Origin of the sequence: Thiomicrospira sp. R3 (genome assembly GCF_029581415.1) — a bacterium.
GTDB lineage: Bacteria > Pseudomonadota > Gammaproteobacteria > Thiomicrospirales > Thiomicrospiraceae > Thiomicrospira.
Map to the genome: position 1 here is coordinate 983,489 of NZ_CP121121.1, position 14,550 is coordinate 998,038.

General features: G+C 46.3%; 11 protein-coding genes. 2 read left to right on the forward strand and 9 right to left on the reverse strand.

The window, feature by feature from the left end:
* Nucleotides 1-7 precede the first annotated feature (7 nt).
* The gene (locus tag P8S55_RS04960) at nucleotides 8-2,092 is read left to right on the forward strand and encodes an AsmA family protein (RefSeq protein ID WP_289225174.1); all 2,085 of its coding nucleotides are present in this window, start codon (nucleotides 8-10) and stop codon (nucleotides 2,090-2,092) included.
* Here the strand turns inward: P8S55_RS04960 and P8S55_RS04965 are convergent.
* From P8S55_RS04965 to trxA, 5 genes are all read right to left on the reverse strand, one after another.
* Nucleotides 2,089-3,423, reverse strand: coding sequence for a DEAD/DEAH box helicase (locus tag P8S55_RS04965; protein ID WP_289225175.1), 1,335 nt, complete (start codon nucleotides 3,421-3,423; stop codon nucleotides 2,089-2,091). The two genes, P8S55_RS04960 and P8S55_RS04965, sit on opposite strands and share 4 nt — an antisense overlap.
* A 139-nt stretch (nucleotides 3,424-3,562) precedes the next feature.
* Nucleotides 3,563-4,627 (reverse strand): uroporphyrinogen decarboxylase, encoded by a 1,065-nt coding sequence (gene hemE / locus P8S55_RS04970; protein WP_289225176.1) that lies wholly within the window; start codon nucleotides 4,625-4,627, stop codon nucleotides 3,563-3,565.
* A 127-nt stretch (nucleotides 4,628-4,754) separates the two neighbouring features.
* Nucleotides 4,755-5,006, reverse strand: coding sequence for a type B 50S ribosomal protein L31 (locus P8S55_RS04975; RefSeq protein ID WP_289225177.1), 252 nt, complete (start codon nucleotides 5,004-5,006; stop codon nucleotides 4,755-4,757).
* 116 nt (nucleotides 5,007-5,122) lie between these two features.
* Complete coding sequence (gene rho / locus P8S55_RS04980; protein ID WP_289225178.1) at nucleotides 5,123-6,382, reverse strand: transcription termination factor Rho; 1,260 nt, start codon at nucleotides 6,380-6,382, stop codon at nucleotides 5,123-5,125.
* Between the two features lie 121 nt (nucleotides 6,383-6,503).
* Nucleotides 6,504-6,830 carry a thioredoxin TrxA gene (gene trxA, locus P8S55_RS04985; protein ID WP_289225179.1) on the reverse strand — a complete coding sequence of 109 codons (327 nt, stop codon included), beginning with the start codon at nucleotides 6,828-6,830 and terminating at the stop codon, nucleotides 6,504-6,506.
* A gap of 315 nt (nucleotides 6,831-7,145) precedes the next feature.
* On the opposite strand from trxA, the gene uvrD reads away from it, so the two are divergent.
* A complete protein-coding gene (uvrD, locus tag P8S55_RS04990; RefSeq protein ID WP_289225180.1) occupies nucleotides 7,146-9,344 on the forward strand; it encodes a DNA helicase II in 2,199 nt (732 codons plus the stop codon).
* Here the strand turns inward: uvrD and P8S55_RS04995 are convergent.
* From P8S55_RS04995 to P8S55_RS05010, 4 genes are read right to left on the reverse strand one after another with little or no spacing between them, the layout of a single operon-like run.
* Nucleotides 9,341-9,886 carry a chorismate--pyruvate lyase family protein gene (locus P8S55_RS04995; RefSeq protein ID WP_289225181.1) on the reverse strand — a complete coding sequence of 182 codons (546 nt, stop codon included), beginning with the start codon at nucleotides 9,884-9,886 and terminating at the stop codon, nucleotides 9,341-9,343. The genes uvrD and P8S55_RS04995 overlap by 4 nt on opposite strands.
* A complete protein-coding gene (recG, locus tag P8S55_RS05000; RefSeq protein ID WP_289225182.1) occupies nucleotides 9,879-11,960 on the reverse strand; it encodes an ATP-dependent DNA helicase RecG in 2,082 nt (693 codons plus the stop codon). Before recG ends, P8S55_RS04995 begins: the two co-directional genes overlap by 8 nt.
* Before the next feature lie 27 nt (nucleotides 11,961-11,987).
* Nucleotides 11,988-12,374, reverse strand: a complete 387-nt coding sequence (gene ridA, locus P8S55_RS05005) for a deaminase RidA (RefSeq protein ID WP_289225183.1) — start codon at nucleotides 12,372-12,374, stop codon at nucleotides 11,988-11,990.
* A gap of 17 nt (nucleotides 12,375-12,391) precedes the next feature.
* A complete protein-coding gene (locus P8S55_RS05010; RefSeq protein ID WP_289225184.1) occupies nucleotides 12,392-14,548 on the reverse strand; it encodes a RelA/SpoT family protein in 2,157 nt (718 codons plus the stop codon).
* Nucleotides 14,549-14,550: the final 2 nt, after the last annotated feature.

Here is a 14,550-nt window from a genome sequence, read left to right on the forward strand (position 1 = left end):
CAATAGCATGGTTGTAGTCAAGCGCCTGTTAAAAATTTTAGTGATTGTAGCGATAACCGTGCCGCTGTTTTTAGTGATCGGCTTTATTCTTGCTATTAGTTTTATGGACTTTAATAAATATAAACCGATGATTGAGCAAGAAATCAACGCTAAAACAGGTTTAGAACTTAGTATTGATGGTGATTTAAAAGCCGGGGTATGGCCATTACAACTATCCATTGAACACAGCCAGCTTAAGCGTCCTGGACGGGATAGGGATGCGGAGGATGCGGAACTCATAGAGCCCTTGCTGCGTTTTGATCAATTGAATTTACAGATAAGTTATGCGGATTTATTATTGCGTGGCAAGTTGAATTTAACTGGAATCGAATGGTATAGCCCGCGTTTAGTGGTTACGCGCCAGCTTGATGGGCAGCTAAGTTGGCAGAAGCAGGCTGCATTGAATGCGGATTGGCATTATCGTACAGTTGCCCAACTACCCGCGCAAAGCCAAGTGATCTCAGCGATGATTGCGCCCCTTGCTAAATGGATTGAGCAGTATGATCTGAATCTTGATCGTTTTAAAATTATTGATGGTGAGCTTATCTGGCGCGATTTGATAGAGGATCAGGCGTTGGATATCACAGGCTTACAGCTCGATGCAGCGCCGGTTCATTTGACAGATCCCATGGCGATTAAACTTGAGGCGCAGGTCACCAACCTAAAAACACAACAGACACATGCGCTTAATTATCAAGCTAGTTTGCGCTTAAAAGAACAACTTAATCAGTTAGAGTTATCCCAACTTTCTGGCTCAAGTCTTATCAGCTGGCCCGCTACAGATCAGCGTGATGATTGGGCGTTTAACCTGAGTTTGGCTGAACTTAATGGCTCCTTAAACCAAGGTAAATGGCAATTGGTCGATTTGGTATTGCAGTCTGAACACTTAGCGTTCGCGTTAGATGCCTCGGTACAAAGTAGGCCGGATGATTCAGCCTACCAAGCGGTGTTGAAGGTCGATCGGGCTAATCTGCGTTATTGGTTAAATCAGATGAATGTGCGCACCCCTAACTTTATTGAACCGCAGGCGTTAACAGGGTTTTCAGGCGAGTTAGCGATGCAATGGGCTAACCAGGCCTGGTCGTTGGATAGTATTGACCTGCTGATTGATAATACACGGCTGAATGGGCATTTGGCTTATCGCTTTACTGAACAAGCGCCACTCTATCAGTTTGACCTAAAGCTTGATCAGCTTAATATGGACTTTTATGCAGCCAAAGCCATTGAGCCAATAGGGCCAAGAGGGTCAACAGACCCAGTGGCGCAAGAAAAAACGCAGACCTACTTACCCCTAGCTGTGCCGGTGACGACACTTCGCGAGAGCAAAATGCAAGGCCAGCTTGTTGTCGGGCAGTTACAAGCTTGGCAAATTAAAATGCAACAGGTCACGCTGGGGGTCAATTCAAATTATGGCCAGCTTAAACTTGCGCCGTTTGATGCCCAGCTTTACGGTGGGGAGTGGCTGAGCCAATTAAATGTGAATGTCAATCAAACCACACCGACTTATCAGCTTAAAGGGCGAATCAATCAGGTAGATGCGCAGGACTTTTTACAGGATTTAGCTCGCTACGATCAGCTCAGTGGCCAGTTAACGAGTCGATTTGATTTGCGCACCCAAGGTAGTAATTTGGACGCGATTAAATACCATCTTAATGGTTTATTCTCCGCCGAATTAAACCAGGGTGCCTACCATTCTTTAGATATTAATAAGTTACTAGCAGGGCAAGGCTCGGAAAAAGGGGATGTGACCCAGTTGGATCAGGTTCGTTTGAGTGGTGAGGCGATTGATGGCATCTATCATATCCAACAGGCCGAATTAGATTCAATGCGTTTTAACGCGCGGGCTTTTGGCCGTGTCCATATTCCACGTGCACAAATTGATAGTCGTTTACAGTTCACCTATCAACAACCGCCAGAGGTTTTGGCTAAGTTAGAAGGGGTTCAGATACCGATTAGGCTGACAGGATCATTACGTGATCCACAATGGCAGGTTGAGCTTTCACAGCTCTTGTCGCCAGACAATGTCCAGCGACTCATTAACATTTTTCGTTAACCTGGGCTTTTGGCCGCACTCGAGTTGGATTTACGATCACGACTTGGCCAGCGGTTTGGTTTAGGGCTGGCTGGTTTACCTTCTGTTTGGCGGCCACGCCCTGTACCACTGCGTGGGTTTGGCTTACCATTGCGTGCACCGTCAGAAGGTGATGGAGAGCGTCTTGGTTTGCGATCCATAGAGGTTTCTGGCACATTGTGATTAGGTTCAAAACCCGCCTCAAAGCGTCTTGGTAGTAAGCGCCCGGTTAAGTGCTCAATACCCGCAAGCAGTTCAACCTCATCCGCGCAAACTAATGACAAGGCTTCGCCTTTAGACCCCGCACGACCCGTTCGGCCAATGCGGTGTACATAGTCTTCAGACACATTCGGTAAGTCAATATTAATAACATGTGGCAATAGGTCAATATCAATGCCACGTGCGGCAATATCGGTGGCGACCAGGACGCGAATTTTATTGGCTTTAAAGTCAGCTAGCGCTTTAGTACGTGCGCCTTGGCTTTTGTTGCCATGAAGTGCGGCCGCAGGAATGCCTGCTTGAATCAATTTTTCGCAAATGCGATTAGCACCATGCTTGGTTTTACTGAAGGCTAGTACCTGTTGCCATTGGTTATCGGCAATCAGGTGGATCAATAATTCAGTCTTACGCGCCTTATCTACCGGAATAACCGTTTGCACGACCAGCTCAGTCGTGCTGTTCGGTGGGGCAACAGATACTTGTTTAGGCGCATTCAAAAACTGATGCGCGAGTTGCTTTATCGAATCAGAGAAGGTGGCCGAAAACATCAGGGTTTGGCGTTTTTTCGGTAGGAGTTTGGCAATGCGTTTAAGGTCGTGAATAAAGCCCATGTCAAGCATGCGGTCGGCTTCGTCAAGCACTAAGACTTCAAGTTGATCAAATTGAACTGCGTTTTGTGAATGCAAATCAAGTAAGCGCCCTGGTGTTGCGACTAAAACATCAACGCCACGACGAAGTTTCATCATTTGTGGGTTGATGCTGACCCCACCAAATACCACAGCGGCATGTAGGTTTAAATGCTTGCCGTAGTTAACTACACTTTCATGAACCTGTGCAGCAAGCTCACGGGTGGGGGTTAAAACCAGTGCGCGAACTTGGTTGGCTTTGGGTGGGGTGCCTTTGGCTAGGTTGTGTAGAACGGGCAGTGTAAACCCCGCGGTTTTACCTGTACCTGTTTGCGCGGCCGCCATCAGGTCGTCACCTTGTAAAACCAGAGGAATCGCTTGTTGTTGAATCGGGGTTGGGGTGGTGTAGCCTTCGTCGGCGACAGCTTGCACCAGTGATGGGTGGAGGTTTAATTCATTAAATAACATTGTCTTCAGACCTTTAGCGCTAGGCGCAGTAAGTGAAGCGATCTGAAGTGCAAGCAAACCAAACCGCAAAACCGTTAAGTATGCGGCATAACCGATGCTTTTACAACCAGGCCTGGCTGTAAAAGCATCGGTTAAGTGGTTATTTATGGTATTTCGGGCTGAGTTCAACTACCGCGTTGATAAAGGCACCGGCATGCTCAGGCTTAACTTCAGGGTGGATACCGTGGCCTAGATTAAACACATGGCCTGAGCCTTGACCGTATTTTTCAAGGATAATGCCGACCTCATTGCGAATACGCTCAGGTGAGGCATACAGCATGCTCGGGTCCATATTTCCCTGTAGTGCAACACGATCACCCACGCGGCGACGGGCTTCATCAATATCCGTTGTCCAGTCAAGGCCGAGTGCGTCCGCGCCGGTATCAGCCATCGCCTCTAACCACTGCCCGCCGCCTTTGGTGAATAAGATTACGGGAATTTTTTCGCCGTTGTGTTCACGTTTTAGGCCATTAACAATTTTTGCCATGTAGTTGAGTGAAAACTCTTTGTAATCACGAGGGGTTAAGACACCACCCCAGGTATCGAACACCTGAACGGCCTGTGCACCCGCTTCAATTTGTGCATTAAGGTAGGCGATAACCGAGTCAGCCAACACATCAAGCATTTGATGCATCGTAGCCGGTTCGTCGTACATCATAGCTTTGACTTTGGAAAAGTTTTTGCTTGTGCCGCCCTCAACCATATAGGTCGCCAGCGTCCAAGGACTGCCAGAAAACCCAATGAGCGGTATGCGGCCATTAAGCGCCTTGCGAATAGTGCTAACAGCGTTCATCACGTAGCCAAGGTCAGATGCCATATCGGGTACATAGAGTTTTTTAACGTCGGCTAGATTACGGATGGGTTTGTCAAAGACAGGACCTTCACCAGTTTCAAATCGCAGTCCTAAGCCCATCGCGTCTGGAATGGTGAGAATGTCGGAAAACAAAATAGCAGCATCAAGCGGAAAGCGCTCAAGCGGTTGCAGGGTAACTTCACAGGCGAATTCGGCGTTGCGGCATAAGTCCATAAACGACCCAGCTTGCGCGCGGCTGGCGCGGTACTCTGGTAAATAACGTCCAGCTTGGCGCATCATCCATACAGGTGTGCGATCAACAGGTTGGCGAGTAAGTGCGCGAAGGAAGCGGTCGTTTTGTAATGCAGGCATTAGGGAGTCCTTTTCAAAAAAATCAAAAGGTTCTATTTTAACGCTAAACGAGCTCGGATGGTTTGTTTTAGACAACAAAAAAGCCACACTAATGCGGCTTTTTGCAATAAGGTAAAGACCTTTTGGCTTAGCGGCGAAGTGAACCGTATTTTTGACGGAATTTCTCAACGCGACCTTCTGTGTCAACAAGTGTTTGCTTACCAGTGTAAAACGGGTGAGAAGCACTTGATACTTCAACACGAACCAAGGGGAAATCTTTACCGTCTAGTGTAATGGTTTCGCCAGAAGTTTTTAGGGTTGAACGAGTTAAAAAAGTTTCACCAGTAGAAATATCCTGGAAAACCACCTCGTTGTATTCTGGATGAATGTCTGCTCTCATATTGACGGTCCAAGTTTAATGGGGTTTAAAATTAAAGGCGAGATTCTAACAGAGAATAAGTTAAAATCAAGACCTCGTTTGGGTTTTATTTAAAATAAGTTTTGAAAAACAGTTTGTTAACGCTTCATTGATTGAAATAAAGCCGCATTGGTTTTGCTAACTTTCATTTGATCAATCAAGGTTTCTATCGCCTCAATTTCATTCATGGTATGAAGGAAGCGACGTAGAACCCAAATATTTTGCAATTCTTCTTGAGTAGTCAGTAACTCTTCTTTACGTGTACCTGATTTATTCAAGTTGATTGCTGGGAAGGTGCGTTTTTCAGCAATATGGCGTGATAAATGAAGTTCCATGTTACCTGTTCCTTTGAATTCCTCAAAGATTACTTCGTCCATTTTTGAGCCGGTATCGACTAATGCGGTCGCAATAATCGTTAATGACCCACCTTCTTCAATATTACGTGCGGCACCAAAGAAGCGTTTAGGGCGATGAAGCGCATTTGCGTCAACACCACCGGTTAAGATTTTTCCTGAAGCCGGTACTACGGTGTTATAGGCGCGTGCTAGACGTGTAATCGAGTCAAGTAAAATAACCACATCAGTTTTATGCTCAACTAAGCGTTTGGCTTTTTCAATAACCATTTCAGCCACCTGAACATGGCGTGTTGCAGGTTCATCGAAGGTTGAGGCGATCACCTCACCTTTGACGGTGCGTTGCATTTCTGTTACTTCTTCTGGGCGCTCATCAATCAGTAGCACAATCAAATAACATTCAGGATAGTTTTCTGCAATCGATTGAGCCAAACTTTGCATAATCACGGTTTTACCGGACTTTGGCGGGGCAACAATCAAACCCCGCTGACCTTTACCAATTGGTGCGACAAGATCAATAATGCGCGGTGTAATATCTTCGGTACTGCCATTGCCAATTTCCATTCGCATACGACTGTCCGCATGCAGAGGCGTAAGGTTTTCAAATGCAATTTTGCGACGTGCAACCTCTGGGTCTTCAAAGTTGATTTTGTTTACTTTTAATAAAGCAAAATAGCGCTCCCCGTCCTTAGGCGGACGGATTTTACCTTCAACCGTATCTCCGGTTCGTAAACCAAAGCGGCGAATCTGGCTTGGCGACACATAGAGGTCGTCTGGGCCAGCTAGGTAAGAACCGTCGCCTGAACGCAGAAACCCGAAGCCATCTGGCAGGATTTCTAATACGCCTTCACCAAAAATGTCTTCACCTTTTTGAGCGTGACTTTTTAGGACGGCAAAAATAATGTCTTGTTTGCGTTGGCGAGCTAGGTTGCTATCCAAAGACAGTTCTGTGGCTAGATCTAGAAGCGAGGCGGCGGATAATTTTTTTAAGTCTGATAAATTCATAATGGTTCTGTGTTCGTTTGAATAAATAAAATAGAAAAGCCAGAAGGCGGATTAGAAATGATGGAAGTGAGTTGGAGCGTCAATCGAAGTACACCGGTTAAAACCGGTGTACAAAAAGAATTTACAGGTTATTGTCTAAGAAGCCACAAAGTTGTGATTTTGACAAGGCGCCCACTTGGGTCGCATCAACTTGGCCATTTTTAAATAGCATTAACGTTGGAATGCCGCGAACACCATACTGAGGGGGTGTTGATGGATTTTCATCAATATTTAATTTTACAACTTTTACTTTGCCAGCGTATTCAGTCGCTACATCATCAAGGATCGGAGCGATCATTTTGCAAGGACCACACCACTCAGCCCAAAAGTCAACTAATACCGGTAATTCTGAACTTATAACTTCGGTTTCAAAATTGGCGTCAGAAGTAGAAATAATTTTGTCACTCATTGGTAACTCCTTAATTTTCATTATCTTAAATACAAAAACCTTTCAGTCGAATCTGTGTGTGAAGATTATTTGTATGGAATGTTTTTTAATCCGAAGGGGAAATAGCAGTTCTCAATTATTTCTTTATGAGTTGTATTTTTTAAAAGTAGTACGTCCACTTTTACCCATTAAAGTACATACCAGTAATTATTGCACTAATGCTGTGCGTTGTGCAAGGTTAATGTTAAGTTTTTTTGAAAACACCCCATGTTTTGGCTTTTCTTTTTATTTAGCGTAGCATATATCTCATCTATTAGACTAGCAAAAGAATGAGAGATGGATATTACATTTATATTAAATGATTTAAATGATGCGCAACGTGAAGCTGTGTCTTTAGAGGCGCGTCATGCGCTGATTTTAGCAGGGGCTGGGAGCGGTAAAACACGGGTTTTGGTGCATCGCATTGCCTGGTTAACGGAGGTGATGAAACTGTCGCCCTTTAACATTTTAGCGGTGACTTTTACCAATAAAGCGGCGCGTGAAATGCGCGGGCGGATGGAGCAACTTATTGGTCAGCAGGCGCAGGGTGTGACTATGGGCACGTTTCATGGTATTGCCTATCGTTTGTTGCGTCAACACTATGAGGCGGCAGGCCTGCCTCAGGCCTTTCAGATACTCGATTCCGATGACCAAAAACGCTTGATTAAACGTTTGTTAAAAGCCTTAGAATTGGACGAAACTCAGTGGCCAGTTAAGCAGGTTCAAGCCTATATTAATGGCGAAAAAGAAGAGGGACGCCGCCCACATCATATTGATCTAGGCCCTAATCCTTATGTCAAAAAAATGCTGCAAATTTATCAGGCCTATGAACAGCAATGCCAAAAAGCAGGCCTGGTTGACTTTGCTGAATTATTGTTGCGCGCGCATGAACTTTGGTTAAAGCGCCCTGAGATTTTGAGTTTTTATCAACAGCGCTATCGTCATATTTTGGTCGATGAGTTTCAGGATACTAATAGTTTGCAGTATGCCTGGTTGCGTGTTTTGGCAGGTGGAACGGGTAAATTATTTGTAGTGGGTGATGACGACCAATCGATTTATGGTTGGCGGGGTGCCAAAATTGAAAATATTCGCCTTTTTGAACAGCAGTTTAGTGATGTTAAGTTAGTACGTTTAGAGCAAAACTATCGTTCGACCAGCACGATTTTAAAAGCCGCTAACCAGTTGATTGCGTTTAATTCGGAGCGTATGGGTAAAGACTTATGGAGTGCCGGCGATGCGGGTGAGCCTATTTCGGTGTATGAGGCATTTAATGAGTTTGATGAAGCCAATTATGTGATTACACAATTGCAACGCTGGGTTGAGCAGGGTGGTGAACGCAAGCAGGTGGCGATTTTGTATCGCTCAAATGCTCAGTCGCGGGTGTTTGAGCAGGCGCTGATTCAGGCCGAGGTGCCTTATCGCATCTATGGTGGCTTGCGTTTTTATGATCGTGCCGAAATTAAGGATGTATTGGCTTATTTACGTTTAATCGTTAATCGGGATGATGATGCCTCGTTTGAGCGGGTATTTAATTTACCCACCCGTGGCATTGGCGAAAAAACCATGCAACAGGTTCGTGACCTTGCCAGGGATTTGGGTTTGTCTTTATGGCAAGCGGCCAAAACTCAATTAGCATCCGGTATGACGGCGCGGGCTAAAGGTGCGTTAGCCGGTTTTGTTGATTTAATTGAGACGCTTGAGCAGGCCTGCTCGGGCAAAAGCTTGCAAGATCAAGTGATGCTAGTGATTGCGCGTTCGGGTTTACAAACCCATTTTGAAAAAGATAAGTCTGAGCAGGGTCAATCTCGCTTGGAAAACTTGGATGAATTGATTAATGCGGCAGCGGGGTTTGATAAAAAGCCCAAAGCTGAAACTGATAATGAGCTAGAAATGGCGAATGAAGACCATCCTTTATTGGCGTTTTTAGCTCAAGCAAACCTAGAAGCGGGCGAAAATCAGGCCGATGCCTGGGAATCTGCGGTGCAGTTGATGACCTTGCATGCCGCTAAGGGTCTGGAGTTTCCGCTGGTATTTATGGTGGGCATGGAAGAAGGTTTGTTCCCTTCACAAGCCTCAAATGATGATCCTTATCGGTTAGAAGAGGAGCGTCGTTTGGCGTATGTCGGTATAACCCGTGCTGAGCGAAAATTGGTGATGAGTTACGCTCAGCGCCGTCGTTTACACGGTTCAGAAATCTATCCTGCGCCTTCTCGCTTTATCAAAGAAGTGCCGGCAGAGTGTGTGGATTGGGTGCGCATGGGTGCGCAGGTACAAACTTCGCGGGCCTGGGGAACGTCAGGTGCGTCTAAAACGGTATCCAGCAAACTCAATGAATCGGGTTTGGCCTTGGGTCAAAGGGTGTTCCATCAAAAATTTGGTGAAGGGACCGTTATGGCCACTGAAGGTGCGGGTGATCATGCACGTATTCAGGTAAATTTTAAGCATGCAGGCTCAAAGTGGTTGGTAAAAGCCTATGCGAATTTAAAACTGCTTTAGCGGCTGTCCAAACGCCAAGTTTGCGCTAAAAATACTTCAGTTAGCAATAGGGGCGCGTTTTGGTTATAAAAACAACAACGCCTTGCTAGCAGCGGAGAGGTCGAGCCTTGTTTAGGCCATGCTGCTCGGCAAAACTCAAAGTCACTGCGTTTTAATTGGGGTTGGTTAAATAGCACTTCCCCTAGCGGCTGATGGCCAAGGTGTTTGATATGCCACCAGGGATTGCGCATGGTGAAATGAGGCATGACGCTGCGTGCGTAAACCAGTGGCTGATCACCGCACATCAACCTAATTTGGCGTAACCAGGCCTGCTGCTGAGTTGGAAGCCTTAGGTTTTGTGCTTCATCATGGTGGGGCGTGTCAAATCCTTCGGAAATAATCTCGACCCGCAACGCTGGGCAGTATTGACGTAGTTTTTGGGTCAGTGAGCCCGTGTCCGACAACCAGGCCTGGTTTTGGGCGTTGGCTGTGAGGCGTTGAATCATGGAGGGCGGGTACCAGCGTTTGGGTTGGTAGCGTTGGTATCGAGGGGGGTTAGGCATGTTTATACTCAACTTTCTCGCCAATCCAGCGTTGTTGTAATAGTTCTATTTCCTCAGTCGAGTTCTGTAAGCTAGCTTGTTCTAGCATCTGTGTGGCTGCCTGCTGAGCGGGTTCAATCCAGGCCTGGTCGCGTTGAATGTCAGCGATTCGCAAGGTCATACCGCCCGTTTGGCGTGTGCCGAGTACCTCACCTGGGCCGCGAATCCGTAGATCTTCCTCAGCAATCACAAAGCCATCGTTGGTTTGACGCATAATCTGTAATCGCGCTTTCGCGCTAGCCGATAAGGGTGATTGATAAAGCAGAACACAATGGCTTTTTTTTGCGCCGCGTCCAACGCGCCCTCGTAATTGATGAAGTTGCGATAAGCCCAAGCGCTCAGCGTTTTCAATAATCATCAAGCTAGCATTGGGTACATTGACACCGACTTCAATGACCGTGGTGGCGACGAGTAGATCCAGTTCATGCGCTTTAAATTGCTGCATAACGAGTTCTTTTTCGGCGGCTTTTAATCGCCCATGCACTAAGCCAACCCGCATATCCGGCCAAAGTTGCTTGAATTCATCAAAGGTGGTTTGTGCAGCTTGTGCATCGAGTAACTCGGATTCATCAATCAACGGACAGACCCAGTAGGCTTGTACACCGTCCTTGCAGGCATGGTAAAGGTGCGCCATGACTTGATGGCGTTTTTGATTGCCCAGCACGGCAGTATCAACGGGCAGGCGACCCGGTGGCAACGCATCAATCACCGAAATATCGAGATCACCATACGCGGTCATTGCCAGGGTGCGTGGAATAGGGGTGGCGGTCAGGGTAAGTTGGTGCGGGGCGAAGTTTTCAATTTCTTTGGTTTTTGCTTTTTGATTCAGGGTGAGCCGCTGGTGAACACCAAAACGATGTTGTTCGTCGATAATAACCAAGCCCAGTCGGTTAAATTCAACGGCTTCTTGAAATAGCGCGTGGGTGCCAACGGCAATTTTAGCGTCCCCTGAGACAATTTTGGCAAGCATCTTGCGTTTTTCGCCCACTTTTAAACGGCCATTTAACCAGGCCATTTCAATATTCAGCGGCGCGAGCCATTCGGCAAAATGATTGCGATGTTGTTCGGCTAAAATTTCTGTGGGCGCCATAATTGCGACCTGATAATCCGCATCAGCGGCTTGTAGCGCGGCGAGTGCGGCGATAATGGTTTTACCTGAACCTACGTCACCTTGAACCAGTCGCTGCATAGGTTTGGATTGCTTGAGATCATCGGCAATCTCTTGCCATACGCGTTGTTGTGCAGAGGTAAGCGTAAAGGGCAGGCTGGTCAGTAATGCATTGGCGGTTTGGCTGGCGGGTAAATGAGGCGCAATCCGTTGAATTTGTTGTTGGCGCAGCAATTGTAACGAAAGTTGTTGGGTAATTAGTTCCTCAACAATCAATCGTGCTTGTGCAGGATGTTCAAACTGTTTTATTTGGCTTAAATCATCGCTGGGTTGGGGTTGGTGTAAGGTTAAGAGTGCCTCGTTAATGGCCGGCAATTGCCAGCGAGATAACCAGGCCTGGTTCAACCCCTCGATTAAAGGGTACTGTTTTAATAGCGCTAAAGCCTGTTTTATGAGTTTGACTAGTGTGATTTGGCCCAAGCCTTCTGTCGTAGGATAAACCGGGGTGAGTGTTGTTTCTAGTGGAGGCGCTTCAGTACTGAAGACATTGTAATGGGGGTGAACTATTTCAAGTCCATTTAGCCCGCTGCGTAACTCACCAAACGCTCTGACCAGGTTGCCCCGTTTAAACTGGCGTGCTTGAGTGGCTTGGAAATGGAAAAAACGTAATCCAAGTTGGGTGCCTGAGTCGTCTTCGAGTTCAACCAACAAGGTAGGGCGACGGCCTTGAGTCAGCCGCTGGGTTTTAATGCTTGCTTCAATCAAGACCTCTTGGCCGATAATCGCTTGATTAAGCGGGGTAATTTTTGTTTTATCTTGATAGCGGTGTGGCAGGTGAAACAGCAAGTCTTGAACCACGTGTAAACCAAGCCTGGCTAGCTTCTCGGCTTGTTTTTCACCGACCCCTTTGAGGGCGGTAACTTGCATTTGAGCTAGCATTTGGGTGCAAATGTCCTAGTAGTTAGAGACGACCATAATGCCGTCCATTTCCACATCGGTATCTTTTGGCAACTGCTTAACAGCAACCGCCGCACGGGCGGGATAAGGTTGCTCAAAATACTGTGCCATAATCTCGTTAACCTTGGCAAAATGAGCCATGTCGGTTAAGAAAATATTCAGTTTAGCGATATCCTGCAAACTACCGCCGGCGGCTTCACAAACCGCGTTAAGGTTTTTAAAAACCTGGTGAATGCGAACCGAAATATCTCCTTCTGCTAGCGCCATGGTTTCAGGAATTAAAGCAATTTGCCCTGAAAGATAAACGGTATCCCCAACACGCACCGCTTGTGAGTAGGTGCCGATTGCGGCGGGTGCATTGGGCGTAGAAATAATTTGACGCATAAAACTGTCCTTTAAGGTTAATGATCTAGGTTTTCGACGCGGTGCGCCTTGTCTATAATGGGAATTCGTCGTAAGTAGCGAAGAAGATCGTCGAGATGATCACGATTTCGTACTGAGACTACAAAGTTCATTTGGCTATAGGTCTCATCCTTGTCTTCAGACCGCACCCGTTCAATGTCGGTTTTTGTATTGGCAATTTCAGACGCGATTAAAGCCAGCGCACCACGTTGGTTTTTAGTTTCTATTTGGATTTCAACCGCAAACAATTGCTCACCATGTGGATCCCAGTCAACATCTAACCATTTTTCTGGATGGCTCTGATAGTGCTTAACATTTTTGCATTCTTGACGATGAATCACCAACCCTTTTCCACTGGATATAAAGCCAATAATGTCGTCACCTGGTATGGGATGGCAGCACTGGGCGTAATTGACGACCAAACCTTCCGTACCTGAAATAGCCAGGGGCTGGGTTTGGCCGCTAGGGTCAAGGGTGTTGGGAATATGATCCTCTTTACCTAGAAGCGCGTCATGAATTTGTTTAGCCACTAAACCTGCCATGCGTTCACCTAAGCCGATTTCTTCAAGTAATTGATTCCAGTCTTTTAATTTAAGCTCTTTAACTAGGCGTTCAATCAGCTCCTCACTTAAACCTGAGTAGGACATATTATGGATTCGCATGGCTTTGATAAGTAGCCTTTGGCCTAGATCGGACGCGGATTGCGAGTGCTGGTTTTTAAGAAAATGACGAATTTGTGAGCGTGCTTTAGCGGTGGTCACAAAGTTTAACCATGTTGGATTGGGCTGAGTTTCCTTAGACTTAATGATTTCTACGGTTTGTCCACTTTCAAGCAGACTACGCAGTGGCATGAGCTGTCGATCTATGCGACAGCCAACGCAGGCATGGCCTAGGTTGGTATGCACAGCATAAGCAAAATCAACTGCGGTCGCATTTTTCGGTAACGTAACGATTTCACCCTGAGGGGTAAAGACATAGATCACATCGGGGAAGAGGTCAATCTTAACGTTTTCTAAAAAGTCGAGCGAGTTACCTGCACTTTGTTGAATTTCGAGCAGATTGCGCACCCATTCCTGGGCGCGAACATTCACAGCACTCAGTTGAGTATCCGCATCCGATTGTTTGTATTGCCAGTGAGCAGCAATACCATGTTCAGACACTTCATGCATCATTTCACTACGAATCTGAACCTCGATATGCACACCATAAGGGCCAAATAGCAATGTATGCAAAGACTGGTAGCCATTGGGTTTAGGAATCGCGATATAGTCTTTGATTTTTCCTGGCAACGGCTTGTAAAGCGAGTGAACCAACCCAAGCATTCGATAACAGTCGTCAGCGTTTTCTACGATCACCCGAAAGGCAAAAATATCCAACACCTCTTCAAATGAAAGCCTTTTCTTTTTCATCTTTTTATACAGGCTGTATAGATGCTTTTCGCGGCCCACTACGTTAGATTTAAAACCTTCTTGGTTGATTCTAGTTTGAATCGCATCGCCAATTTGCTCAATAATTTCGTTGCGATTACCGCGTGCTTTTTTTACCGCAAATTCAAGGGTTGCATAGCGTTTTGGGTAAAGGGCCTTAAAGCCTAGGTCTTCTAGCTCAATGCGGATTGCATTAATTCCCAATCTAGCCGCAATAGGTGCATAGATATCTAAGGTTTCATGTGCAATTCTGCGTTGTTTTTCAGGACGCATGACACCTAGCGTGCGCATATTATGCAAGCGGTCAGCTAGCTTAATTAAGATAACCCGAATATCACGAGACATGGCGAGCATCATTTTTCTGAAGCTTTCAGCCTGGGCTTCTTGTGGCGTATCAAATGCGATCTTGCCAAGCTTGGTGACACCATCAATTATTTCAGCTACCGATTGGCCAAAACGATCAATAATATCTTGTTTGGTATAGGGGGTGTCTTCAATGACATCGTGCAAAATGGCCGCAATTAAGCTTTCATGGTCAAGTTGAATTTCCGCTAAAATTTCCGCAACAGCAACCGGATGCCAGATATAAGCCCCGCCCGCTTTACGTGTTTGACCCGCGTGTGCTAGTGCACCAAACTCGTAAGCCGCCACAACTTGCGCCACCAGTTCGGGCGCAAGATAAGCATTGGCCCTATCAAGTAAGCCGTCTAAGGAACTGGGTGTACTCATAA

What these genes read in the sequence shown, in the direction of transcription:
- P8S55_RS04960 (WP_289225174.1), top strand. Translation starts at nt 8, where the DNA reads ATGGTTGTAGTCAAGCGCCTGTTAAAAATTTTAGTGATTGTAGCGATA.
- P8S55_RS04965 (WP_289225175.1), bottom strand. Translation starts at nt 3,423, where the DNA reads ATGTTATTTAATGAATTAAACCTCCACCCATCACTGGTGCAAGCTGTC.
- hemE (WP_289225176.1), bottom strand. Translation starts at nt 4,627, where the DNA reads ATGCCTGCATTACAAAACGACCGCTTCCTTCGCGCACTTACTCGCCAA.
- P8S55_RS04975 (WP_289225177.1), bottom strand. Translation starts at nt 5,006, where the DNA reads ATGAGAGCAGACATTCATCCAGAATACAACGAGGTGGTTTTCCAGGAT.
- rho (WP_289225178.1), bottom strand. Translation starts at nt 6,382, where the DNA reads ATGAATTTATCAGACTTAAAAAAATTATCCGCCGCCTCGCTTCTAGAT.
- trxA (WP_289225179.1), bottom strand. Translation starts at nt 6,830, where the DNA reads ATGAGTGACAAAATTATTTCTACTTCTGACGCCAATTTTGAAACCGAA.
- uvrD (WP_289225180.1), top strand. Translation starts at nt 7,146, where the DNA reads ATGGATATTACATTTATATTAAATGATTTAAATGATGCGCAACGTGAA.
- P8S55_RS04995 (WP_289225181.1), bottom strand. Translation starts at nt 9,886, where the DNA reads ATGCCTAACCCCCCTCGATACCAACGCTACCAACCCAAACGCTGGTAC.
- recG (WP_289225182.1), bottom strand. Translation starts at nt 11,960, where the DNA reads ATGCAAGTTACCGCCCTCAAAGGGGTCGGTGAAAAACAAGCCGAGAAG.
- ridA (WP_289225183.1), bottom strand. Translation starts at nt 12,374, where the DNA reads ATGCGTCAAATTATTTCTACGCCCAATGCACCCGCCGCAATCGGCACC.
- P8S55_RS05010 (WP_289225184.1), bottom strand. Translation starts at nt 14,548, where the DNA reads ATGAGTACACCCAGTTCCTTAGACGGCTTACTTGATAGGGCCAATGCT.